Below are 23,801 nucleotides of genomic sequence, written 5' to 3' on the forward strand. Positions count from 1 at the left end.
CGTCTATGTATACCGGTGGGGGTGCTGACTATTTACGGATACGCATAACTGCTGTTTCACCCAGAGTTACCGCACCAGACAGCTTAACCAGTTCTTTAATCTCATCCATATTAGAGATAACCACCGGCGTCAGCGTTGATTTTGCTTTCCCTTCGAGTAGCGGTAAGTCGAATTCGATGACGACATCGCCTTTACTTACCTTCTGGCCTTCTTCCGCAATGCGCTTAAAGCCTTCGCCTTTCAGCTCTACGGTATCAACGCCAAAATGGACAAACAGCTCAATGCCGTTGTCCGATTCGATTGAGAAAGCATGGTTAGTTTCAAAAATTTTGCCGATGGTACCGTCGACGGGGGCAACCATTTTGTTCCCTGTGGGTTTGATCGCGATGCCATCACCAACGATTTTTTCGGCAAACACCACGTCGGGAACGTCTTCAATGTTAACGATTTCGCCTGATAACGGTGCGACAATCTCAATGGTGCCTGAGGTGCTATCCGTTTTATCGCCAAAAAGTTTAGAAAACAAACCCATGATCTTCTCCTAAGCTGTAATTTTGGGTCAGCGTCTCGCGGTATCAGCAGAGTGTTTTTTCTTCAATGAATTTGTTGACCAGATTCATTAACTCTTCGGCGGTGGATTGAGCCAGAGCCTGTTCTGCCAATGCCTTCGCATCTTTGAAAGTCGTATTACGAATAATTTTCTTGATGCGTGGGATAGAAATGGAACTCATACTGAATTCGTCCAGGCCCATACCCAGTAATAACAGTGTAGCACGTTCATCTCCTGCCAGCTCACCACACATGCCGGTCCATTTACCTTCCGCATGGGAAGCGTCAATAACCTGGCGGATAAGCGTCAGTACAGACGGTGACATGGGGTTGTAGAGATGAGAGATCAGATCGTTACCCCGGTCGACGGCCAGAGTGTACTGTGTCAGGTCATTGGTGCCAATACTAAAGAAGTCGACTTCTTTTGCAAGATGATGGGCGATTACCGCAGAAGCGGGCGTCTCAACCATGATACCGACTTCTATGCTTTCATCAAACGCCTTGTTTTCATTACGCAGCTGGGTTTTAAGGGTTTCCAGTTCATTTTTCAGGATGCGTACTTCTTCAACCGAAATCACCATGGGAAACATGATGCGCAGTTTGCCAAAGGCCGATGCACGAAGAATGGCACGCAGCTGCGCATGCAGAATTTCGGTACGATCCATGGCAATGCGGATAGCACGCCAGCCAAGAAAGGGGTTATCTTCTTTTGGCAGGTTCATATAAGGCAAATCTTTGTCGCCGCCAATGTCCATGGTGCGCACAATAACCGCCTGCGATCCCATGGCTTCAGCAACGGCTTTGTAAGCCTGAAATTGTTCTTCTTCGCCAGGCAGTGAATCGCGGTCCATAAACAGGAATTCGGTACGATACAGACCAACCCCTTCTGCGCCATTGCGTTCAGCCCCGGCGATATCGCGTACGGTGCCAATATTGGCGACCACTTCAACCTGATGACCATCCAGCGTAATGGCCGGCAGATCTTTGAGCTTTGCCAGCTCATTTTTTTCTTCCAGGTACTGTTCCTGAACCGCTTTAAGCTCGTCGATTTTCTCGTCGCTGGGATTAATATAGATTTGATTATTAACGCCATCGAGGATCAGGTAATCGCCGTTTTTAACCGTGGCAGTAATGTTACCGGTACCGACAATAGCAGGCAGTTCCAGTGAGCGAGCCATGATGGAAGTATGGGAAGTCCGGCCACCTATATCGGTAATAAAGCCCAGCACGTTTTTAAGATTTAATTGTGCGGTTTCAGATGGCGTCAAATCTTTAGCCACCAGAATCGATTGGCTCTGAATAGCACTGAGGTCGACAATGTGCAGACCAAGAATATTTTGCAGCAGGCGTTTACCAATATCACGTACGTCAGTGGCACGTTCTTTAAGATACTCGTCGTCCAGCTCTTCCAGTGCTTTAGCCTGACCTTCAATAACGGAGTAGGTTGCCGCATCGGCTGAAGCCAGTTCATCTTTGATTAACGCGATGATTTCCTGCTCCAGCTCTTCATCTTCCAGCAGCATGATATGGCCTTCGAAGATTGCTTCTTTTTCTTCGCCGAAGGTTTCACCTGCTTTGATTTTTATCGCTTCAAGTTGTGCTGAGGCTTTGGCGCGGGCGTCAAGAAAACGCTTAACTTCTGCGTCAGTTTGTTCGGCGGAAATTTTTTTCCGGTTGATGACAATTTCATCTTCTTTCAACAAAAGCGCTTTGCCGAAAGCCATACCTGGTGATGCTAAAATGCCTGAAATCATAACCCTACCTTTTATAATCTTGTGAATCACCTGATCAGGTTAAGCGATGAATACATCGTTTAAAATACCCGGCATGGCGGTACGACCGAGGGGCTAACCGCCAGGTTGCTATTCAAGTGAATGGGAAACTTTACTAAAGCAACAACGCGGACGTACCGTCCGCGATCAAATAATCAGATGGTTAGCAGGCCAGGCCATGCAGCAAATGCTGAATGGGAATGGTTATTCCAGTTCAGCCATCAGTTTAACCAGATGTTCAACTGCCTGTTGTTCGTCTTCACCGGTGGCGGAAAGAGTGACCACTGTACCCTGAGTCAGGCCGAGGGTCTGCAGTTTGAACAGGCTTTTGGCGCTGGCGGATTTACCGTTGGAGGTCACCGTGATTTCTGACTGGAAAGCTTTTGCTTCTTTAACAAACTGGGCTGCCGGGCGGGTGTGGAGGCCGTTAGGTGCGGTGATAGTCACTTCTTTCTGGAACATGGTATTTCCCCAATAAAATTGGTGTGGTGTTGAGGATCTAAAGTCTAGCCTGGAGCCTGATTTTAGCCCTATCAAATCGCGTTGTCGTAGCCAAAAAAAAGACGAAAAACGCGCAGTTAAACGTTTTGAAGCGAAGCGGTCAGCCCAGCTAAGCTTCGATGACTCCTATTATGCCTGAAAGTGGAGCCTGAATAATCTGGAAATCGATCCAGCAGTGGATATAGATACTGCGATTAATTTTTTGCTTCGAAATAATTGGCTGCTTAAATACCAATCTGACGACAGAAAAGCAATCTGGATTTGTGTAAAAACTTGACGCAACCCACAAAAAAAGCACCCGGGCGGGTGCTTTTTTGAATAACGCATAGCGGTTTGTTTACTGTTGAAGTTCTTTCTCAGTGAATAAATCGGCAAACAGCGCGGTGCTGAGGTAACGCTCGCCCGAAGAAGGCAGCACGACCACAATCTGCTTGTTAGCATAGGCTTGATCCTGCTGCAGCTTCAGCGCAGCGGCGACCGCGGCGCCAGACGAGATACCGGCAAGAATGCCTTCTTCTTCCATCAGCCGCCGGGCAGTCGAAATGGCTTCTTCGTTGGTAATAGCGACAACTTTATCAACCAGTTTAAGATCGAGATTACCCGGAATAAATCCGGCGCCGATGCCCTGAATTTTATGCGGACCGGGCTTGATCTCTTCGCCAGCCAGTGCCTGGGCAATCACCGGTGAATCAGCCGGTTCTACCGCTACGGTGATCAGATCTTTTTTACCTTTGACGTTTTTAATATAGCGACTGACGCCGGTCAGGGTGCCACCGGTGCCGACACCGGAAATAAATACATCAACGTTACCGTCGGTATCATCCCAGATTTCAGGGCCGGTGGTTTTTTCATGAATTTCCGGGTTAGCTGGATTACTGAATTGCTGCAGCATAATGGTTTTATCCGGGTTTTGTGCCACCAGTTCTTCCGCTTTGGCGATGGCGCCTTTCATCCCTTTTGCCACTTCGGTCAGCACCAGATTGGCTCCCAGTGCCTTCAGCAACTTGCGGCGTTCGACACTCATGGTTTCTGGCATAGTCAGGGTCAGCTTGTAGCCGCGGGCAGCGGCAACGTAGGCCAGAGCAATACCGGTATTACCGCTGGTTGGCTCAACCAGTTCAATGCCCGGCGTCAGGATCCCACGTTTCTCTGCGTCCCAGATCATATTGGCACCGATGCGGCATTTGACGCTGAAACTAGGGTTACGTGATTCAACCTTAGCGAGAATATGACCGTTTCCGATGCGGTTCAGTCGAACCAGCGGCGTATGACCGATTGTTAACGAGTTATCTTCGTAAATCTTACTCATGGCCTGTCCTTAACTGTATGAAATTGTGGCAACCCTGACAGCATACTCATTCGCGATCGCTGCGGAAGTGAAGAAATCATCTATAGATATGTATTGCAGCAATAAGCATAATAATAAAAGGTATTGCAGCAATAAGCACAATAAATATAAGAAATTAAGAAGTTGCGGGCCTGCCCGATAATAGCGAGCAGGCAAAGATTGTCTTACTGGCGGCGGGGAGTTTGTGTACTCAGCGTTGTACGGTATTTATCGACCCACATCGCCGTTGCGCCACATACCGCCACCGGCATAATCACCAGGTTAAGAAGCGGTATCAGCGTACAAAAACTGACCAGTGCGCCAAACTGCATGTTATCGCTTTTATATTGCCGTAACGCTTTGCGCATACGGGGAAAATCGATCCTGTGATTATCAAAAGCGTAATCGCAATAATGGATGGTAAGCATCCAGGCACTGAATAAAAACCATAGTACAGGCGCCAGGGTTTGCCCAATCCCGGGAATAAAATAAAGAAGAAGTAATACCAGTGCCCGTGGCAGATACCAGGCAAATTTTTGCCATTCCCGCCACAAAATACGCGGCGTATCTTTAACAATTTCCATCCAGCTGATATCCGGGGCGGACTCGCCGGTAAGCTGCGCTTCAAGCTGTTCGGCCAGCAAACCGCAAAACGGTGCAGCAATCCAGTTAGCCAGCGTGGAAAAAAAGTAGCTGAACACTAACAGCATTGATATTACGGTAAGCGGCCACAGCAGATAACTCAGCCACTGAAGCCAGCCTGGTACGTGAGCCAGCATCAGCGGTATCCAGCTATTAAGCTTATGGAATAGCCAGAGAAAGGCGCCGCCCATCAGCAGAATATTGACCAGCAACGGTAGCAAAACGTAGCGACGAATGCCGGGCTGACGGATAAGTTTCCAGCCCTGAAAAAAATAGTGGCTGCCGCTGTATACAGAAACCGGATTGCGGTTGACCATGTGCCTCAAATCTCCATTTTCGCTCTGACGGGCGCCATCATAACCTATGTTTTAGGTCTCTTTGGCAGACTGTTGCGCGAAAAAACGCCAAAAAGACGGCCTGAATCTATCTTATTTGTTAGAAAATAGTGCGTAGACTTGCACTTGTGAAGCGGGGCAAATACAGTTAGAGGATAAAGTTTGCCGTGGTGGCAAGGTATTGGAACAACAGAGAATACAATGATGCAGGATTTGCGTCTGATATTAATCGTTGTTGGCGCGATCGCCATAATCGCATTGCTTCTTCACGGCTTGTGGACCAGCCGTAAAGAGCGTTCGACGGTATTTCGCGATCGCCCGCATAAACGCATAAAGCAGGAACGGACTGATTTCGCTGATGAAAGCGATGAAGGTGTCGGTGAAGTTCGTGTTCGTCGCAGAGAACCCACTGCCGATCCGTTGCCTGATCTGCATACCGAACCTGCCCGTGACGTTGCCCGCCAGGAGAGGGGTGTTCCCCCTGCTGAAAGCGGCCGTCAGCCGCCACAACCGGTGGTCCCGCAACCGGCGCCAGCGTCTTCACGCGATCCGTTGCTCGACCGTGACACCGACTGGTCAGATAACCCGCCTGATTCGGCCGATATCCGACCAGAGCAGGAACCTCACCCCGGCCGGTCAGCGGAACCTGCGGATGGACAATCTCACAACAGTGATGCGCCATCAGCACCGGCTTTCAGCGCGGCGCCTGCCCCCCGGCAGCAGCAGGACGCGCCCGCGGTGGAAAAACCGGCTGAGGAAGAAGACACGAAGAAAGAAGCGGTATTAATTCTGCACGTTGCTGCCCATGCCGGCGGTGAACTGAACGGTGACGTATTGTTGCAGGGCATTTTGCAGGCAGGCTTCCAGTTTGGTGAGATGAATATTTTCCATCGCCACCTTAACCCCGCAGGCAGTGGACCGGTGCTGTTCAGTCTGGCTAACATGGTCAAACCAGGTTCGTTTAATCCTGATGCCATGGCAGATTTTTCTACGCCAGGCGTCTCTATTTTTATGATGGTGCCGTCATACGGTGATGCTAACCAGAACTTTAAGCTGATGCTGCAATCTGCCCAGCGTATTGCCGATGATGTTGGTGGCGTGGTGCTGGATGATGAACGTCGTATGATGACGCCGCAGAAGCTGGAAACCTACAAAGCGCGCATTCGTGACGTTGTGGAAAAGAAAGGGTAAGCTGTAACGGCATATGAATTAACCGAACCCCCGCTAGCCGGGGGTTTTTTATCGCTGATGGTAAGTTATGCACTCAATTGAAAGCCAGATTACTCAGCTGCGTACCACGTTACGTCATCATGAATATCTTTATCATGTGCTGGATGCTCCGGAAATTCCGGATGCGGAATATGACAGGCTGATGCGTGAATTGCGCCAGCTGGAAGAACAATATCCTCAGCTGGTGACGGCAGACTCGCCCACCCAGCGAGTGGGTGCCGCACCGCTGACTGCTTTTCAGCCGGTCCGGCATGAGATGCCAATGCTGTCACTGGATAACGTGTTTGATGAAGCCGGTTATCTGGCGTTTAACAAACGGATTCAGGATCGGCTAAAAAGCAGTGATGAGATTGCGTTTTGCTGTGAACTTAAGCTGGATGGGCTGGCGGTAAGCATCTTGTATGAAGAGGGTGTGCTGACCCGTGCAGCCACCCGTGGCGATGGCACTACCGGTGAAAATATTACTGCCAATGTGCGCACTATCCGGGCGATCCCGCTGCGTCTGCAGGGGGAGAATATTCCCGCCCGGGTTGAAATCCGCGGTGAGGTTTTTATGCCGCAATCCGGTTTTGAAAAGCTTAATGCCGAAGCACGCCGTAGCGGCAGTAAAGTTTTTGCTAACCCACGTAATGCTGCTGCCGGTTCGTTACGCCAGCTTGACCCGCGTATTACCGCCAAACGCCCGTTAACCTTTTTTTGTTACGGTTTGGGGTTGCTGGAAGGGGGCACGCTCCCCGCCAGCCACTGGCAGCGACTGCAACAATTTAAACAATGGGGATTGCCGGTCAGCGATCGTATCCGGCTATGCCACAGCGCTGACGCCGTGCTGAATTTTTACCATCAGGTCGAAGCTGAACGTGCCGGGCTTGGTTTTGATATTGATGGCGTGGTGATAAAAGTAGACTCACAGGATTTGCAAGAGCAACTCGGTTTTGTCGCGCGGGCACCGCGCTGGGCCGTGGCTTTTAAATTTGCCGCCCAGGAGCAGATTACCCGGGTGCGTGACGTGGAATTTCAGGTCGGACGCACCGGGGCGATTACGCCAGTGGCGCGGCTGGAGCCGGTACAGGTAGCCGGCGTTATGGTCAGCAATGCGACCTTGCATAATGCCGATGAAATTGAACGGCTTGGTCTGCGCATTGGCGACAGTGTCACCATCCGCCGTGCCGGTGATGTGATTCCGCAGGTGGTCGGTGTCATTAGCAGTGCCCGTCCTTCAGATGCCCGTGAAGTGGTTTTTCCCGTTCACTGTCCGGTGTGTGGCGCTGATATTGAGCGCGTGGAAGGGGAAGCCGTGGCCCGTTGTACCGGCGGCTTGATTTGTGGCGCGCAGCGCAAAGAAGCGCTGAAACATTTCGTTTCCCGCCGTGCGCTGGATATTGACGGTATGGGCGACAAAATAATCGACCAGCTGGTGGAAAAGGAATATGTGAAAACGCCTGCTGATCTGTTTCGTCTGACGGCCACTACGCTTGCTGCTCTCGACCGCATGGGCGCAAAGTCGGCACAAAACCTGATTACGGCGCTGGAAAAAGCCAAACAAACCACCCTGGCACGTTTTCTCTATGCGTTGGGGATTCGTGAGGTGGGCGAAGCGACAGCACAAAATCTGGCGACGCATTTTGGCTCGCTTGATGCGCTGATGGCGGCCTCGCTGGAGGATTTAATTGCTGTGCAGGATGTCGGCACGGTGGTCGCCAGTCATGTGCGTAATTTTATGGATGAAGCCAGCAATCGTGAAGTGATTCGTCAGCTGATCGAGGAATCCGGTATCCGCTGGCCAGCGGTTGAAGTTATCAGAGCAGAGGATATCGACAGTCCGTTCGCCGGAAAAACCGTTGTCCTGACCGGTTCGCTGACCCTGATGTCCCGTGATGATGCGAAAGCACGTCTGACGGCGCTGGGTGCCAAAGTCAGCGGCAGCGTGTCAAAGAAAACCGATCTGGTGATTGCCGGGGAAGCGGCGGGTTCTAAACTGGTGAAGGCAACTGAGCTGGGTGTGAACGTGATTGATGAGGCTGAAATGCTGCGTCTGCTGGGGGAATAATATGGAAAAAGCGGATTTGCTGGAAATTGCCAATACCACAATGCCGTTTGGCAAATATAAAGGGCGCAGGCTTATCGATTTACCGGAACCTTATCTGCTGTGGTTTGCCCGTAAAGCTGAGTTCCCCGCCGGCCGGCTTGGCGATCTGATGCAGATGACGCTGACGATCAAAATTGAAGGGCTGGAAGGGCTGATTAAACCCCTCCAGCGTACTGAATGATTTATGACTCTATGTCGGAAGTCTCTCTGGCAAAATTTTTCTGCTGTTGTGCAGCTTTTTGTCCCACCTTTTTATAACGCTGGGCAATAAACGAACACACCATCAGCTGAACCTGGTGAAAAATCATCAGCGGCAGAACGATGATGCCGATAGTCGCGGCAGGGAAGAGGATGTTGGCCATGGGGACCCCGTTAGCCAGGCTTTTCTTCGAGCCACAAAACAGCACGGTGATTTCATCCGGACGGCTGAAGCCAAATAGCCGGCACGCCAGCAGATTTATCGTCAGCACCGTTATCAGCAGCAGCAGGCTGCCCGCCAGAATCCAGAATAGGGTATCCACGCCAACCTGATGCCAGATACCGTTAACAACCGCTTCGCTAAAGGCGGTATATACCACCAGTAAAATCGATGACTGATCGGTCTGAGCTATCAGGCCGCGGTGTCGTTCAACCCACTGACCAATCCAGCGGCGCGCGAGATGGCCCAGAACGAAGGGCAGCAGCAGCTGCAGCATGATTTTGCCAATTTGTTCCAGACTGCTCATAGCGCTACTGTGCTGGTGAATATTCATCAGCAAGCCGACCAGCAGCGGCGAGACAAAAACGCCAAGCAGGCTTGATGCCGAGGCGCTGCATACTGCGGCGGCCACATTACCGCCGGCCAGTGAGGTGAAGGCAATGGAGGATTGCACCGTGGCAGGCAGAATGCATAAATAAAGAAATCCGGTATAAATATCATTACTTACCTCTACCGGATGCCACCAAAGTACCAGCAGACCGAGCGCAGGGAACAGCACAAAGGTGCTGAACATAATCCACAGATGGAGTCGCCAGTGGCTGCTGCCTGCAATAATTTTCTCACGCGATAGTTTCGCGCCATGCATAAAAAATAGCAGGGCGATGGCGGCGGTTGTCAGACCTTCAAAGAAAGGCACAAAGGCGCCGCGTGCCGGAATAAAGCTGGCCAGCAAGACGGTAATAATCAGTTTGACCATCATCGGGTCGAGGCGAAACACAGCCATTGTTAATACCTGGTTAAAAAGAGAAAGGGCTATTGTGCGCGTTCGGCTTTAAGAAATAAAATTGATTTATTGCATTCATCCATGAGGAAAATAGATGAATTATACCTTACGTCAGCTGCGGATCTTTGTTGCTGTGGCTCACTTTGGCAGTTTCAGTCAGGCCGGCCAGGCCATTGGCCTGAGTCAGTCGGCGGTAAGCCACAGTATTAAGGAGCTGGAAAACGAAATCGGTATTCGTTTACTTGACCGTACCACCCGTGAAGTATTACTGACGGAGGCCGGTGAACAGCTAGCCCGTCAGCTGGAACGTCAGCTTGACGATCTGAATACCGTGCTACTTGATGTCCGCAGTTACGGGCAGCAACGCAGCGGTATGGTACGTGTTGCCGCGAGTCAGACTATCTCGGCGCAGCTGATGCCACAATGTCTGGCAGCAAGCCAGCAGCGTTATCCGGAGATAAAAATTATGCTCAGAGACCGTCCGCAACACTGGGTCTTGCAAAGTATTCGTAACGGAGAGGTGGATTTTGGTATCGTAATTGGACCGTTGCCTGGCGACGATTTTGCATCGGAAGCGGTTTTGCATGAGCCTTTTTTACTGCTGTGCCGCCAGGACGATGTACTGGCTTCTCTGGCTGAGGTGCCATGGTCAGCCCTGAATCAGCGCCTGCTGGTACTTCAGGACTACGCATCAGGCAGCCGGGTATTAATTGATAATGCCTTACAACAACAGCAGGTTGAGGCGGAAATTGTGCAGGAAATCGGGCATCCGGCAACGCTTTACCCAATGGTTGAAGCCGGGATTGGGATCTCTATTTTGCCGGCTCTGGCGTTACCGCTGCCGGCAGGCGGCTCGCTGATGGTCCGGCGACTGGTACCGGAAATAAATCGTTCGCTGATGCTGATTCGCCGCAAAAATCGCTCTCTGACCCCGGCAGCAGAAGCGATCTGGCAGGAAGTTCATCGCCAGGCCGGATTGCTGGCTTATCAGCGTCAGCGGGCGCCTTCATTTTAATCAGGTATAAACGTCCAGCTGGTGATTGCCTGTCGGACGGTTGATACCATCGGCTGCGGCGACCATGCTGCCCGATGCCCTGAGCGGGTCAGGTTGATTTTGCCGGGCCAGAAGCTGGGCAATCAGTGTCTCAAGCATCTTGATTTCTGACTCAATCATCGCGCTTTCTTCGTTGGTTATCTCACTATTATCACCGCACGTTGCGAGTTCACTTAACTGTTGTGCCAGCTGGGCTATCTGCTTATAGATTGCCGCAATTTTCGAAGATGGGTTGCTGTCAGTATGGTGGCTGGCGCTGCCAATGCTTCCGATGCTGCTCATGTGTTCTCTCCACAAGATTAAGTATCCTGGTTATCGGTAAAAAGAGAGCAAACTTGATGCCGTTGGTCATAATAGAAAGGGACTGCAGGAGACACTGGAAAATTTTTTATACAACGCAAAAAGGCGCCTTTAGGGCGCCTTAATACACTGGTGGGTCGTGCAGGATGATTCGGCTGCGCCTCACCCTGCGGGCCGTTGCTGTCGCAACGTTGTCTCACTGCGTTCGGCCCGAACCTGCTGCAGGTTCTCATCCTGCCGTTCTGTCACGCAAAAAGGCGCCTTTAGGGCGCCTTAATACATTGGTGGGTCGTGCAGGATTCGAACCTGCGACCAATTGATTAAAAGTCAACTGCTCTACCGACTGAGCTAACGACCCGAAGTGGTGGGTGATGACGGGATCGAACCGCCGACCCCCTCCTTGTAAGGGAGGTGCTCTCCCGGCTGAGCTAATCACCCACTTCGTTACTGCAATTTTAAGAGAGTTAGCCGCTGAGAAGTGGTGGGTGATGACGGGATCGAATCGCCGACCCCCTCCTTGTAAGGGAGGTGCTCTCCCGGCTGAGCTAATCACCCACTTCTCAATTCTCTTAATTCACACGGCGGGAACCACATAATAAGTGGTGGGTGATGACGGGATCGAACCGCCGACCCCCTCCTTGTAAGGGAGGTGCTCTCCCAGCTGAGCTAATCACCCCCGCTGTGTGGAGTGGCATTATAGGGATAGTTGTTAGTGAGTCAACGCTTTTTAAAACGAAACGGTTTGTTCGTCTTAAATTTAAACAGGCTGCCAGTCTTTTAAACCGCCCCGCCAGGAGAGCGGCCTTCATCCCACGCCAGCGCAGAGAAAACCACAGTGGTTAGCTGGCTTAACGTTGAGGATTCATCCTCAGATGGTAGAATGTTGCCCACTTTATTTATTCTTTCATCAGAAAAACGGCCGCGTGCCGGCTTTTGTGTAATAAGGCAGCAGTGAATGAAAATCAAAACCCGCTTCGCCCCCAGTCCGACCGGTTATCTGCACGTGGGAGGCGCACGCACCGCGCTTTACTCCTGGCTGTTTGCCCGCAATCACGGCGGTGAGTTTGTGTTACGTATTGAAGATACCGATCTTGAACGTTCAACACAGCAGGCCATTGACGCCATTATGGATGGTATGAACTGGTTGAGTCTTGACTGGGATGAAGGTCCGTATTATCAGACCCGGCGTTTTGAACGCTATAACGCGGTGATTGATGACATGCTGCAGGCTGGTAGCGCTTATAAATGTTACTGCTCTAAGGAGCGGCTGGAGCAGCTGCGGGAAGAGCAAATGGCAAAGGGCGACAAACCCCGTTACGATGGCCACTGCCGTGATAATCACCAGCATCATGATGACACTGAGCCCTGTGTGGTGCGTTTTCGCAATCCTCAGGAAGGGTCGGTGGTCTTTGACGATCAGATTCGTGGCCCCATCACCTTTAGTAATCAGGAACTGGATGATCTGATTATCCGCCGTAGCGATGGCTCACCCACCTACAATTTTTGCGTGGTTATTGATGACTGGGATATGCAAATTACGCACGTTATTCGTGGTGAAGACCATATTAACAACACGCCGCGGCAGATTAACATTCTTAAAGCTATCGGGGCGCAGGTGCCGGTATATGCCCATGTGTCAATGATCCTTGGCGATGATGGTAAAAAGCTTTCTAAGCGACATGGTGCTGTTGGCGTGATGCAATACCGTGATGATGGCTATTTGCCTGAGGCATTACTTAATTATCTGGTGCGTCTGGGCTGGTCACATGGCGATCAGGAAATATTCAGTATTGATGAGATGAAACAGTGGTTTAGTCTGGATGCCGTCAGCAAGTCTGCCAGCGCCTTCAATACAGAAAAGCTACTGTGGCTCAATCACCACTATATCAATACGCTGCCTGCGGAATATGTGGCTACGCAATTACAATGGCATATTGAGCAGGAAAATATCGATACCCGCAACGGCCCTGAGCTGGCGGCATTAGTAAAATTGCTGGGTGAGCGCTGTAAAACCCTGAAAGAAATGGCGGCTTCCTGCCGCTATTTCTACGAAGATTTTGCCGGGTTTGATGCTGATGCAGCGAAAAAACATTTGCGTCCGGTTGCTCGTGAGCCTTTGGAACGGGTTCGCGATAAGCTAAAGGTAATAGAGAGCTGGACTGCAGAGCATGTTCATCAGGCTATTCAGGAGACGGCTGATGAACTGGGTGTCGGAATGGGTAAAGTAGGCATGCCATTGCGGGTGGCGGTGACCGGGGCAGGCCAGTCGCCTGGACTGGATGTTACCGTGCATGCAATCGGCCAGGCACGGGCTGTTGAGCGAATTGGCAAAGCGTTAGCGTGGATCGCTCAGCGGGAACAACAGTAAGCGCGAATTCCCCAGGTCCCGTCAGGGGCCTGGGAGTTTTCCAGCTTGTCGCTAGTCAATGCCGAGACGACTCAACATACCAAGAATCCCTTCGCGTAAAAGCAATGCGGTCAGCTTTTCTCGTTCGTCATTTGTCATCTGCTGTACCGAGGTAACCAGTAGGTTTGTTAATGGATCCTTGCGTCCGGAAGGGCGGTAATGGCTGCCATCTTCTGCCACCTGACGGGCGGATGTTTTAAGAAACTGACGGACGCGTTCGTCAATCAGTACCTTGCGACCACGACCACCTTGTATGCCTTTTCGGGGCGCAGTAGTCCAGTGTTCCCGGTTAATCCATTTATTGATTGTCTGACGGGTATAGCCAGTTTGCTGAGCAATTTCCTGCGGGGTTAACCATTCCTTTTTCACAACCTAATCCTTTATGCTGCCGATTGTTCACGATGATTAATATTACAGTAATGTGTTAAATGAACAACTAATGAGTATTCAGTGTTAGGGGTATAATGAAAAAATCAGAGGAAGATCGGGAAATCCCCCCAAAAATCGTGGGGGGAAAGGGAGTTAGCGAATTTCAGTCGGCGCGGTGAGTTGTGGACGAAATGCCATGAACCAGGCCAGGCCAACGAAAATTGCGCCGCCAACGGCATTACCGAAAAATACTGCAACAAAATTTGTCAGATAGTCGCCCCAGCTCAGGGAGCCAGCAAAAATGGCCGCCGGGATAATAAACATATTGGCGACAACGTGCTGAAAGCCGAGGGCAACAAATGCCATGACCGGAAACCACATGCCAAAAATTTTACCGACCACATCTTTCACTGGCAAACGACAGCCATACGGCGAGGCAGACCAGCCAGTTACAGCCGATAGCAGAAATAAAAGCATGCAGAAAATCGGCATGCACTTTAGCAGTGGCCGTTGCCAGCGTTTTTTCAGGTAATCGCCTTCTGTCATACCGAGCACATGACCAAAAAACCAGGCAACCGCAATACTGCCAAGAAAATTGGCAATGGTGACCCAAAACCAGTTACGCAGGACGCTGAACCCACTGATCTGACGGGCAAACCAGGCAATAGGTAAGGTCATCATGTTGCCCGTCAGTAATTCAGCTCCCGCCAGTACCGTTAAAATAATCCCTAACGGAAACACAGATGCACCAAGCAAACTGGCAAATGAGCCCCAGTCTGCGGGCAGCTGGTTAATCACATGCAGATCGAGCAGAAAGCCAGTGGCGATAAAGGCACCAGCCATAAAACCGAGAATTAACAGATAGCTGACAGAAGCCTTGTGTTTTGCGATGCCACTCTGAATAGCAACCGCCGCGATTTCTTTAGGTGAATGCAAGGACATAGTTTTCTGGTGTTTTTCAAATCGAAAAGGGAAGACACAGCGCCGGGGGCGAATGATAAAAACGTGCGCATCCCGCGCTTACGCCTTTCCGGCAGTAAAAAACGTGCGCAGTTTTGCACGTGAATTTAACAAATACAAGTGAATATTTAGCATGCTATTAACGTTAACTATGCTTGCAGGCTAATTATCCGTGACGGGTGGTTTGCGTTATTGGCTTTGCGCAAAGAGAAATAAACTTATCAGTACGGTAATTTTGTTAGTATAAAAAACTGTCAGCTGCTAAGCATAAATCATTAACGCCGGCGCGGGTTGGGCGCTTTTTCAGCGATTGAGCACAGATTCACATTTTGCCGTTGACACCTTTAGCCGCGTTTCATATTATCCCCGCCGTCAACATGACACGGTTTTTCAGGAAGGGGCTATAGCTCAGCTGGGAGAGCGCTTGCATGGCATGCAAGAGGTCAGCGGTTCGATCCCGCTTAGCTCCACCAAATTGGATCCCGCCAGTTTGGTCCTGAATAACAGCCTCGGTGTGGGGGTATAGCTCAGCTGGGAGAGCGCTTGCATGGCATGCAAGAGGTCAGCGGTTCGATCCCGCTTATCTCCACCAAATTTCTTATTTTTCCCGTGATGAGTGTTTTGCCAGACTGATGGCTGATTTTTGCGCCTGTTATTGCTCCGTGCTGGTTGCCCGCTGTGCGCAATAAATGCCTGGGGAACATGATGGCCTCGGGCTGTGGTCGCTCAGGGCCGGGAAAACCGGCCCGTGATGCGTTTACAGCACCAGTGCCGCGATGGAAGCGGAAAGGACACTGACCAGCGTTGAGCCATACAGTAATTTGAGGCCAAAACGGGAAACCACGTTACCCTGTTCTTCATTCAGACCTTTGATAGCGCCGGCAACAATGCCAATTGAAGAGAAATTGGCAAAGGAAACCAGGAAAACAGACAGGATACCTTCTGCCTGTTGTGACAGCTGGCCGGATAGTTTTTGCAGATCCATCATGGCGACAAATTCATTCGACACCATTTTCGTTGCCATAATGCTACCGGCCTGCAGTGCTTCATGTGCGGGTACGCCGATGACCCAGGCAAACGGAAAGAATATGTAGCCAAGGATCCCCTGAAAACTGATGCCAAACAGAGAATCAAACAGGGCGTTAATGCCGGAAATCAGCGCAATAAAGCCAATCAGCATAGCCGCAACAATTACCGCAACTTTAAAACCCGCCAGGATATATTCGCCCAGCATTTCAAAAAAACTCTGTCCTTTATGCAGGTTACTGAGTTTCAGCTCTTCTTCGCGGTTGACGATATAAGGGTTAATCAGTGACAGGACAATAAAGGTACTGAACATGTTCAGCACCAGCGCTGCAACAACGTAACGGGGCTGGAGCATGGTCATATAAGCCCCGACAATTGACATCGACACGGTGGACATCGCGGTGGCTGCCATGGTGTACATACGTCGTTCTGACATTTTTCCCAGAATGTCTTTATAGGCAATAAAGTTTTCTGACTGCCCCAGAATCAGTGAACTGACCGCGTTAAAAGACTCCAGTTTACCCATGCCGTTTATTTTGGACAGCACGGTACCAATGATACGGATAATCACCGGCAGAATGCGAAAATGCTGCAGGATACCGATGAGCGCTGAGATAAAAACAATTGGGCAGAGTACGTTAAGCCAGAAGAAGGCCAGTCCCTTTTCATTCATGTTGCCAAATACAAAGCTGGTTCCCTGTCCGGCATATTTTAATAGTTTGTCAAACAACCCGGCGAATCCCTGGACAAAACCGAGACCCACCTGTGAATTGAGGAAAAACCAGGCAAGGATCACTTCAATGACCAGAAGTTGAACAATAAAGCGCATACGGATATTTCGACGATCGCGGCTGACTAAAATAGCCAGTACGCCAACCACTGCCAGCGCTAAAACAAAGTGCAGAATGCGGGACATCATTATGGGGCTCCAGACTTGAGGCAGACTATATTTCGCTGCACATTCTATGTAACAAAGCCGCTAAAAACGAGAGCAAATCCACAATATAACAATTGCCTATCGTTCAGCGATGCGGAAATCGCTGAGCGGTCACATCCTGAACGCCTTCATTAAAAAAGTGCTAATAAGTTGTTAATAAACCCCACCTAAACTACGATGGTATCACCGTTACTCATCGGCAAGTGGTAACATCGCGACGAGTAATATAGCCATGGCTATCTTATTTAGCGTTGGCTATTATAGCGATAGCCGCAAGCAAACAGCACCCGCTGTATGATGACTTGTGGCGTCGATTTATCGGTAATTTAATGGGTGGTGATATTGGAAACTGGCACGGCGGATGCAAATAGCCGGGGAAACCGGAAAATTAAAATAGCCCTGATGGGGCCTGCTTTTATTGCGGCAATCGGTTATATCGATCCGGGCAACTTTGCTACCAATATTCAGGCAGGCGCCAGTTATGGCTATACCCTGCTGTGGGTCGTGGTCTGGGCGAACATTATGGCGATGATCATTCAGCTGATGTCAGCCAAACTGGGCATTGCTACCGGCAGCAATCTGGCGGAGCTTATCCGCGACCGCTATCCCCGCCCGCTGGTCTGGTTTTACTGGGTACAGGCTGAAATCATTGCGATGGCGACAGATCTGGCCGAATTTATCGGTGCGGCAATTGGCTTTAAGCTTATTCTGGGTGTTTCTCTGTTGCAGGGGGCGGTGCTGACTGGTGTGGCAACCGTCTTTATTCTGTTGTTACAGCGTCGCGGTCAGAAACCGCTTGAACTGGTTATTGGCGGCATGCTGCTGTTTGTTGCCGCCGCCTACATTATTGAGCTTTTCTTTTCTCAGCCCCACGTGGCCGGATTGCTTAAAGGCATGGCTATCCCGGCGATGCCAACAACCGAGGCGGTCTATCTTGCTGCCGGGGTGCTGGGCGCCACCATTATGCCGCACGTAATCTATCTGCACTCGTCGCTGACGCAGCATGGTGATGTGCAAACCCGCGCCGATCGTTACGCCTCCACCAGGCTTGATGTGGCGATAGCCATGACGGTTGCCGGTTTTGTCAATCTGGCAATGATGGCAACCGCCGCAGCGGCCTTCCATTTTAGTGGCCATGCCGGCATTTCGGAACTTGACCAGGCCTATCTGACTCTTGATCCCTTGCTGGGTCGTGCGGCGGCACTGGTATTTGGTCTGAGTCTGGTTGTAGCCGGACTCTCTTCTACCGTAGTGGGAACGCTGGCAGGACAAGTGGTTATGCAAGGATTTGTTAATTTTTCAATTCCGCTATGGCTGCGCCGGGCGGTCACCATGCTGCCGTCATTTGTCGTGATTATTGCCGGCTGGGACCCGACACGGATTCTGGTAATGAGTCAGGTCGTGCTGAGCTTCGGTATTGCGCTGGCACTGGTGCCGTTGCTGAATTTTACCGGCAATAAAAAACTGATGGGGCAGATGGTCAATTCCGCGCTGATGCAAAATGTTGGTCGGGTTATCGTGGTGCTGGTGGTGGCGCTGAACCTCTGGCTGTTGTACGGCATGGCCACCGGAAAAAATTAGCTGAGCTGACGGCACTGCGGCTTTAATCATGGGATCATCGCCTGGCGAAAGCATGCGGCGGCCGGGGACGCAAACCAGGGCCTCTGTTGTGCACGGTGGTTCTCTGCCGCGTCTCCGGCGCAAGGTCAGCCAATAATATGGTCAATCGCTGACAGCTCTTCCCCGGTGAAGTCGTGATGGCCGGGCACCGCCACCGCATCATCAATTTGCCCGGTTTGACTGGCACCAATCAGTACAGATGTGATTTGCCGGTGATGCAGCACCCAGGCAAGCGCCATTTGTGCCAGCTTCTGACCGCGTTTTTCCGCCAGTGCATTTAACTGGCGCACTTTGGCCATTTTGTCTTGCGTCAGCGCCTGCTCGCTGAGAAAACGGCTGCCGCTGGCGATGCGGGAATCCTGCGGAATACCGTTCAGGTAGCGATCGCTCAGTATCCCTCCGGCTAACGGTGAAAACGCGATACAGCCGACACCCTGTTGTTCCAGCAGAGCCAGCAAACCTTTTTCTGGCGTGCGTTCGAGCATTGAAAATTTTGGCTGATGAATCAGGCACGGCGTGCCCATTTCACGCAACAACGTCAGCGCCTGCGCGGCCCGATCGGGCGGATAGTTGGAGAGGCCGACATACAACGCCTTTCCCTGCTTTACAATATGATCAAGAGCCTGCATGGTTTCCTGCAATGGGGTATCCGGGTCGGGGCGGTGATGATAAAAAATATCAACATAATCCAGTTTCATTCGCCGCAGGCTCTGATTGAGACTGGCTATCAGATATTTACGCGATCCCCAGTCACCATAGGGGCCTTGCCACATGGTATAACCGGCTTTACTGGCAATGATCAGCTCATCACGGTAGCGGTGAAAATCCTGCTGCAGGATGCGCCCGAAATTTTCTTCAGCCGACCCCGGCGGTGGGCCATAATTATTGGCCAGGTCAAAGTGCGTAATACCCCGATCAAAAGCATGTCGCAGCAGCGCCCGGCTGTGACTGAAGTGGGCGTTATCGCCAAAGTTATGCCACAGACCCAGCGATATGCGCGGAAGTTTTAAGCCACTCTGACCGGTGCGTTGATAGGTCATGGTCTGATATCGTTGTTCGCTTGCAAGATAGGGCATTGCTTTTTCCTTTGCAATCAGGCTGATGGGTTACAGGTACAGTCTATGTTTATAGTGATATTGATATTTGCCAGGGTTCTCGCTGTGCTCGCGCCATCTAACGCGCTGCCATTTGCAAAATTTTTCCCCTACCAGCGAGAAATGCACTAATACTGATAGCACCTTTTTTGCATTTTAACTATTTCAGACTTGCGGCCTGTCATCCGGACAGACTTGCCGGTATGGTAAGTTAGCGGAAGTGCGCAAACCGTCGCCCTGAAAGCGGTGCGCGCTGTTGTTTTCCTGGCACAATTTTTCGTGTCTTAAATTGACGTAAGCGGAGCAAAACAATAATGACCAGTTATGCTTTGGTGGGTGATGTAGGCGGGACCAACGCACGTCTTGCGCTGTGCGATGTCGAAACCGGTGCTATTTCACAAGCCAAAACGTTCTCCACGGCAGAGTATGAGAGTCTTGAAGCGGTGATTCGCACCTGGCTTGATGAACAGCAAAAAGAGATAAAAGATGGCTGTATTGCCATTGCCTGTCCGATCACGGATGACTGGGTAGAAATGACCAACCACGACTGGGCATTCTCTACCCGTAAAATGAAAGCCAGTCTTGGTTTTGAACATCTTGAAATTATTAATGATTTTACCGCCGTCTCAATGGCTATTCCCATGCTGAAAGCGCAAGACGTAATGCAGTTTGGCGGCGATGCCCCGGTGGCTGATAAACCGATTGCCGTTTACGGTGCTGGCACCGGACTGGGGGTTGCTCATCTGGTGCACGTTGATAAACGCTGGGTCAGTTTGCCTGGGGAAGGCGGGCATGTTGACTTTGCGCCGAATAGCGAAGAGGAAGACCTGATCCTTGAAGTGCTGCGCGCCGAAATGGGTCATGTTTCCGCTGAACGGGTGCTTTCAGGCGCGGGGCTGGTTAATCTTTACCGCGCTATTGTTAAATCAGATAATCGGGTTCCGGAAAATTTAAAGCCTAAAGATGTCTCTGAACGGGCACTGGCTGACAGCTGTACGGATTGCCGCCGCGCGCTGTCGCTGTTTTGTGTCATTATGGGACGCTTTGGCGGCAACCTCGCCTTAACGCTTGGCACCTTTGGTGGTGTCTATATTGCCGGGGGAATTGTGCCGCGTTTTCTGGCGTTTTTCAAAGCGTCAGGTTTTCGCGCTGCCTTTGAAGACAAAGGGCGTTTTCATGATTATGTTCATCCGATTCCGGTTTATTTAATCACGCACGATCAGCCCGGTTTACTGGGTGCTGGCGCCCATTTGCGTCAGACATTGGGGCGTATCCTGTAACCTTTACCTCTCTTCTTCTCTGCGGGGCGATGGCTGTCGCCCCACGTTGTTTTTGCATCGGCAGATAGCGGATATGAGTTCAGCAGCTGAAAACATGCGCAGGCCGTTATTAGCTTAATTGGGGAAACCTGAGCAAAAAATAGCGGAAATGGTTGCTGGATAATTAATCTTTTCTGATTAATGCCCTTGCAGACAGAATGACGCTCAGCGTTGCTGCAGATAAACCGCGCTCAGCACGGTGATAACGCGACCCGGATTATGCTGTATTAAAGTTAATAACCTTCTTAAAAAGAGGAAGGAATTAATTATTTTTCTGAATTATTTCCGGTTTTGTGTGCTTGCGAATATTACTGGAAACTGAGCGTCTGATGATGACAACTCTGCAGTGTGACGGTTCCTGTGAGCAACAGGCAGGATGAGCGTCAGGGCTGAATGACATTCCCACCGTCAGCCCGGGATAGGCTTTTCTCAGTCAGTTTCACGAACAGGGTCTTGCCAGTGACGCGCTGGTAGTCGCGTATCGCTAACGCCTCTGTCAGCATCAATTTCACACACTTAAGGCGCATGTGGTAGCGGGAAATTTATCTTCACGGCGTCTTCAGGTAAGTGCTGCGGAATAATTATCTGCTCTGCAATAAATATCAGAATGATTGGGTATTTGGTTGCCTGAAATCCGATATTTAAAAAATTTTATCATGCCTATCGACATTATTAGCCTGATTGCGATAAGTTCAGAGACAGACCACTCTGCTGGTCAGCGTCGCTCGGACGGTCCGGGCGCTAACGTCAATCTGAGGATAATATGGCTGATAATGCACCTGTTCGGCGTTTTTCACGTATCGAACGCCTTCCCCCCTATGTATTTAACATCACCGCTGAACTGAAAATGGCTGCGCGCAGGCGCGGCGAAGATATTATTGATTTCAGCATGGGTAATCCGGATGGCCCGACGCCGCCACATATTGTGGAAAAACTCTGTGATGTCGCCCGTCGCGATGATACCCACGGTTATTCAACTTCACGCGGTATTCCCCGTTTACGGCGCGCGATTTCTCACTGGTATCAGCAACGTTATCAGGTCGATATTGATCCGGAAAGTGAAGCCATTGTTACCATCGGCTCGAAAGAAGGGTTGGCGCACCTGATGCTGGCCACGCTCGATCATGGTGACACCGTGCTGGTGCCTAATCCCAGCTACCCGATTCATATTTACGGTGCGGTGATTGCCGGCGCTCAGGTCCGTTCAGTACCGCTGGTGCAAGGAATTGACTTTTTTGCCGAGCTTGAGCGGGCAATACGCGAAAGTTATCCCAAACCAAAGATGATGATCCTTGGCTTTCCCTCTAATCCGACGGCGCAGTGCGTGGAGCTGGATTTTTTCGAGCGGGTGGTTGCGCTGGCCAGACAGTATAATGTGCTGGTGGTGCACGATCTTGCTTATGCCGATATTGTCTATGACGGATGGCAGGCACCTTCGATTATGCAGGTGCCCGGTGCTCGCGACATTGCGGTGGAATTTTTTACCTTGTCAAAAAGTTACAACATGGCAGGCTGGCGTATCGGTTTTATGGTTGGTAATAAAGAGCTGGTTGCCGCGCTGGCGCGCATAAAAAGTTACCATGATTATGGCACGTTTACTCCGCTACAGGTGGCGGCTATTGCCGCCCTGGAAGGGGAACAGCGCTGTGTGCGGGATATCGCAGCGGAATATAAACGTCGCCGGGATGTTTTGGTGAAAGGTCTGCATGAAGCTGGCTGGATGGTTGAGGTGCCGAAAGCATCCATGTATGTCTGGGCAAAAATTCCCGAACACTACGCCCATCTTGGTTCGCTGGAATTCGCTAAGCTTCTGTTACAGGAAGCTAAAGTATGCGTTTCGCCTGGCGTCGGATTTGGTGATTATGGCGATACCCATGTGCGCTTTGCGCTGATTGAGAACAGTGACCGTATACGGCAGGCAGTAAGAGGCATTAAAGCGATGTTTCGTGCTGACGGCAGGTTACCGGGAAGCGTAAAAAGCGACATTGTCGAAAACTAACTGACAATATGGGTCAGGCGAGCCTGACCCACTTTTCATGATGTAACGGTCATAACATCAGGTAAAAAGTACCCAGCCAGAGCACCAGTAAGAACGAAATGCCCATCAACGCGTATTTCACAAACAACTCCTCTGTGCGACCACGGCTGCGGCGATCCCAGGCCTGCGCAACGCAAACAGATGGAATGAACGCGCGCAAAACAGTGCGCTGGCGCTATTCATTCGGGTCGCCATGAATCACTCATGGCAGGATCGCTGACTAATTTACCCGCTTCGCCATGCAAAATAAAGATGATTGTGCTGAGAGTTCGATCACAATTTTCATTGAACAATAATGTGTCTTTTTGCTGCCGCTCAGTGGCGTGCCCGCGTCGGGGATGGCAGCTGAGCGCACCGCTGTTAATCACGCAGTATGCTGGGGCACAAGGGCGGACGTTGTCTGGCAGTCAGTATTCTCTCCGTCGACAATACCAGCGATAACCCTGCTGACAGCACCATTGTCGCTGCGCTATTCTGATGGCAAAACGGCCCGCAAAATAACAGCCGATTGGGAGCAGAAGATGAAAACGCTACTGGTGGCTATTGATAGCTCTGCCATTGCCGGCAAAGTGGTCTCGCTGGCAGCACAGCAGGCACTGGCGCTAAATGCGCAGGTGGTGGTGGTGTGCTGTGTTGACGAAAAGTATTGCAGCCTTGCCACGCCACTGGAACTGGCTGCCGGAGAGACGTTCGATGCGGCGTTGTCCAGTCAGGATGAGCAAAACGGTGCCGAATCGGTGGTGCGCCAGGCGCTGGCCCGGTTGCGCCTGGCCGGGGTAGCGGCACGAGGCCGGGTCGTTGCCGGTGAGGCGGCGATAACCATTGTTGAGCAGGCCAGAGCGCTCGATGCCGAAATGATCATTATGGGACGTCGCCATCTGACTCCCTTCAACCGTTTACTGAAAGGCTCAGTCAGCGCAGCGGTGATTGAACAGGCCCATTGTCCGGTGATGATTGACGTGCGCGCCGATCGGTAAACCTTTACCGGCACATTGCGATAAACGCTGCGTCAGTAAAGCGGATATATTTTTCC

Annotated in this window: 21 protein-coding genes, 6 tRNA genes and 1 other RNA gene; 11 read left to right on the forward strand and 17 right to left on the reverse strand. The window is 51.0% G+C overall.

Going from position 1 to position 23,801, the window contains the following annotated elements; all coding sequences use genetic code 11:
• Positions 1–28 precede the first annotated feature (28 nt).
• The 5 genes from crr to cysZ form a co-directional block, all read right to left on the reverse strand.
• Positions 29–532 carry a PTS glucose transporter subunit IIA gene (gene crr, locus BL249_RS00985; protein WP_099705143.1) on the reverse strand — a complete coding sequence of 168 codons (504 nt, stop codon included), beginning with the start codon at positions 530–532 and terminating at the stop codon, positions 29–31.
• 43 nt (positions 533–575) lie between these two features.
• Positions 576–2,303: a phosphoenolpyruvate-protein phosphotransferase PtsI gene (gene ptsI, locus BL249_RS00990; RefSeq protein ID WP_099705142.1), complete on the reverse strand. Its 1,728-nt coding sequence runs from the start codon at positions 2,301–2,303 to the stop codon at positions 576–578.
• Between the two features lie 222 nt (positions 2,304–2,525).
• The gene (gene ptsH / locus BL249_RS00995) at positions 2,526–2,783 is read right to left on the reverse strand and encodes a phosphocarrier protein Hpr (protein ID WP_078003608.1); all 258 of its coding nucleotides are present in this window, start codon (positions 2,781–2,783) and stop codon (positions 2,526–2,528) included.
• A gap of 376 nt (positions 2,784–3,159) precedes the next feature.
• Positions 3,160–4,131: a cysteine synthase A gene (gene cysK, locus BL249_RS01000; RefSeq protein ID WP_099705141.1), complete on the reverse strand. Its 972-nt coding sequence runs from the start codon at positions 4,129–4,131 to the stop codon at positions 3,160–3,162.
• Positions 4,132–4,334: 203 nt separating this feature from the next.
• Complete coding sequence (gene cysZ / locus BL249_RS01005) at positions 4,335–5,108, reverse strand: sulfate transporter CysZ (protein WP_099705140.1); 774 nt, start codon at positions 5,106–5,108, stop codon at positions 4,335–4,337.
• A 219-nt stretch (positions 5,109–5,327) separates the two neighbouring features.
• On the opposite strand from cysZ, the gene zipA reads away from it, so the two are divergent.
• The 3 genes from zipA to BL249_RS01020 all read left to right on the forward strand — a co-directional run bounded on the left by zipA (position 5,328) and on the right by BL249_RS01020 (position 8,623).
• A complete protein-coding gene (gene zipA, locus BL249_RS01010; protein WP_099705139.1) occupies positions 5,328–6,317 on the forward strand; it encodes a cell division protein ZipA in 990 nt (329 codons plus the stop codon).
• Between the two features lie 67 nt (positions 6,318–6,384).
• Complete coding sequence (ligA, locus tag BL249_RS01015) at positions 6,385–8,403, forward strand: NAD-dependent DNA ligase LigA (protein WP_099705138.1); 2,019 nt, start codon at positions 6,385–6,387, stop codon at positions 8,401–8,403.
• 1 nt (position 8,404) lies between these two features.
• The gene (locus tag BL249_RS01020) at positions 8,405–8,623 is read left to right on the forward strand and encodes a DUF3820 family protein (protein ID WP_099705137.1); all 219 of its coding nucleotides are present in this window, start codon (positions 8,405–8,407) and stop codon (positions 8,621–8,623) included.
• 1 nt (position 8,624) lies between these two features.
• On the opposite strand, the gene BL249_RS01025 is transcribed toward BL249_RS01020, so the two are convergent.
• Positions 8,625–9,644 (reverse strand): bile acid:sodium symporter family protein, encoded by a 1,020-nt coding sequence (locus BL249_RS01025; protein WP_099705136.1) that lies wholly within the window; start codon positions 9,642–9,644, stop codon positions 8,625–8,627.
• 94 nt (positions 9,645–9,738) lie between these two features.
• Between BL249_RS01025 and BL249_RS01030 the strand changes: the two genes are divergently transcribed.
• Positions 9,739–10,659, forward strand: coding sequence for a LysR family transcriptional regulator (locus BL249_RS01030; protein ID WP_099705135.1), 921 nt, complete (start codon positions 9,739–9,741; stop codon positions 10,657–10,659).
• Here the strand turns inward: BL249_RS01030 and BL249_RS01035 are convergent, their stop codons facing one another.
• The 6 genes from BL249_RS01035 to BL249_RS01060 all read right to left on the reverse strand — a co-directional run bounded on the left by BL249_RS01035 (position 10,660) and on the right by BL249_RS01060 (position 11,674).
• Positions 10,660–10,980 carry a FlxA-like family protein gene (locus BL249_RS01035; RefSeq protein WP_099705134.1) on the reverse strand — a complete coding sequence of 107 codons (321 nt, stop codon included), beginning with the start codon at positions 10,978–10,980 and terminating at the stop codon, positions 10,660–10,662.
• Between the two features lie 148 nt (positions 10,981–11,128).
• A non-coding RNA gene (locus tag BL249_RS01040) (RtT sRNA) lies at positions 11,129–11,252 on the reverse strand.
• 28 nt (positions 11,253–11,280) lie between these two features.
• Positions 11,281–11,356, reverse strand: a tRNA-Lys gene (locus BL249_RS01045).
• Positions 11,357–11,360: 4 nt separating this feature from the next.
• Positions 11,361–11,436: transfer RNA gene (locus BL249_RS01050), tRNA-Val, on the reverse strand.
• Positions 11,437–11,477: 41 nt separating this feature from the next.
• A tRNA-Val gene (locus BL249_RS01055) sits at positions 11,478–11,553 on the reverse strand.
• Positions 11,554–11,598: 45 nt separating this feature from the next.
• Positions 11,599–11,674: transfer RNA gene (locus tag BL249_RS01060), tRNA-Val, on the reverse strand.
• Between the two features lie 279 nt (positions 11,675–11,953).
• Between BL249_RS01060 and gltX the strand changes: the two genes are divergently transcribed.
• Positions 11,954–13,366, forward strand: a complete 1,413-nt coding sequence (gltX, locus tag BL249_RS01065) for a glutamate--tRNA ligase (RefSeq protein WP_099705133.1) — start codon at positions 11,954–11,956, stop codon at positions 13,364–13,366.
• 51 nt (positions 13,367–13,417) lie between these two features.
• Here gltX and BL249_RS01070 read toward each other — a convergent pair whose 3' ends face one another.
• Together BL249_RS01070 and BL249_RS01075 are read right to left on the reverse strand one after the other, a co-directional pair.
• The gene (locus tag BL249_RS01070; protein WP_099705132.1) at positions 13,418–13,774 is read right to left on the reverse strand and encodes a YfeC-like transcriptional regulator; all 357 of its coding nucleotides are present in this window, start codon (positions 13,772–13,774) and stop codon (positions 13,418–13,420) included.
• A 153-nt stretch (positions 13,775–13,927) separates the two neighbouring features.
• Complete coding sequence (locus BL249_RS01075; protein ID WP_446717686.1) at positions 13,928–14,716, reverse strand: formate/nitrite transporter family protein; 789 nt, start codon at positions 14,714–14,716, stop codon at positions 13,928–13,930.
• 415 nt (positions 14,717–15,131) lie between these two features.
• Here BL249_RS01075 and BL249_RS01080 point away from each other — a divergent pair.
• A tRNA-Ala gene (locus BL249_RS01080) sits at positions 15,132–15,207 on the forward strand.
• 43 nt (positions 15,208–15,250) lie between these two features.
• Positions 15,251–15,326 (forward strand) — tRNA-Ala (locus tag BL249_RS01085).
• 165 nt (positions 15,327–15,491) lie between these two features.
• Here the strand turns inward: BL249_RS01085 and BL249_RS01090 are convergent.
• Entirely contained in the window at positions 15,492–16,676 is a 1,185-nt protein-coding gene (locus tag BL249_RS01090; protein ID WP_099705197.1) for a NupC/NupG family nucleoside CNT transporter, read from the reverse strand.
• A gap of 360 nt (positions 16,677–17,036) precedes the next feature.
• Between BL249_RS01090 and BL249_RS01095 the strand changes: the two genes are divergently transcribed.
• Positions 17,037–18,278: an Nramp family divalent metal transporter gene (locus tag BL249_RS01095; protein ID WP_099705196.1), complete on the forward strand. Its 1,242-nt coding sequence runs from the start codon at positions 17,037–17,039 to the stop codon at positions 18,276–18,278.
• Between the two features lie 125 nt (positions 18,279–18,403).
• Here BL249_RS01095 and BL249_RS01100 read toward each other — a convergent pair whose 3' ends face one another.
• Positions 18,404–19,393 carry an aldo/keto reductase gene (locus BL249_RS01100; RefSeq protein ID WP_099705131.1) on the reverse strand — a complete coding sequence of 330 codons (990 nt, stop codon included), beginning with the start codon at positions 19,391–19,393 and terminating at the stop codon, positions 18,404–18,406.
• A 332-nt stretch (positions 19,394–19,725) separates the two neighbouring features.
• Between BL249_RS01100 and glk the strand changes: the two genes are divergently transcribed.
• Together glk and alaC are read left to right on the forward strand one after the other, a co-directional pair.
• Positions 19,726–20,691 (forward strand): glucokinase, encoded by a 966-nt coding sequence (gene glk, locus BL249_RS01105; protein ID WP_099705130.1) that lies wholly within the window; start codon positions 19,726–19,728, stop codon positions 20,689–20,691.
• An 802-nt stretch (positions 20,692–21,493) separates the two neighbouring features.
• Positions 21,494–22,729, forward strand: a complete 1,236-nt coding sequence (gene alaC, locus BL249_RS01110; RefSeq protein WP_099705129.1) for an alanine transaminase — start codon at positions 21,494–21,496, stop codon at positions 22,727–22,729.
• A 49-nt stretch (positions 22,730–22,778) separates the two neighbouring features.
• Here the strand turns inward: alaC and ypdK are convergent, their stop codons facing one another.
• Complete coding sequence (gene ypdK / locus BL249_RS19445) at positions 22,779–22,850, reverse strand: membrane protein YpdK (protein WP_099705195.1); 72 nt, start codon at positions 22,848–22,850, stop codon at positions 22,779–22,781.
• Positions 22,851–23,289: 439 nt separating this feature from the next.
• Between ypdK and BL249_RS01120 the strand changes: the two genes are divergently transcribed.
• On the forward strand, positions 23,290–23,745 hold the full coding sequence (locus tag BL249_RS01120) for a universal stress protein (RefSeq protein ID WP_099705194.1): 456 nt from the start codon (positions 23,290–23,292) through the stop codon (positions 23,743–23,745).
• The last annotated feature ends 56 nt before the right edge of the window (positions 23,746–23,801 follow it).

It is taken from the genome of Erwinia sp. OLFS4 (genome assembly GCF_002752165.1).
GTDB lineage: Bacteria > Pseudomonadota > Gammaproteobacteria > Enterobacterales > Enterobacteriaceae > Izhakiella.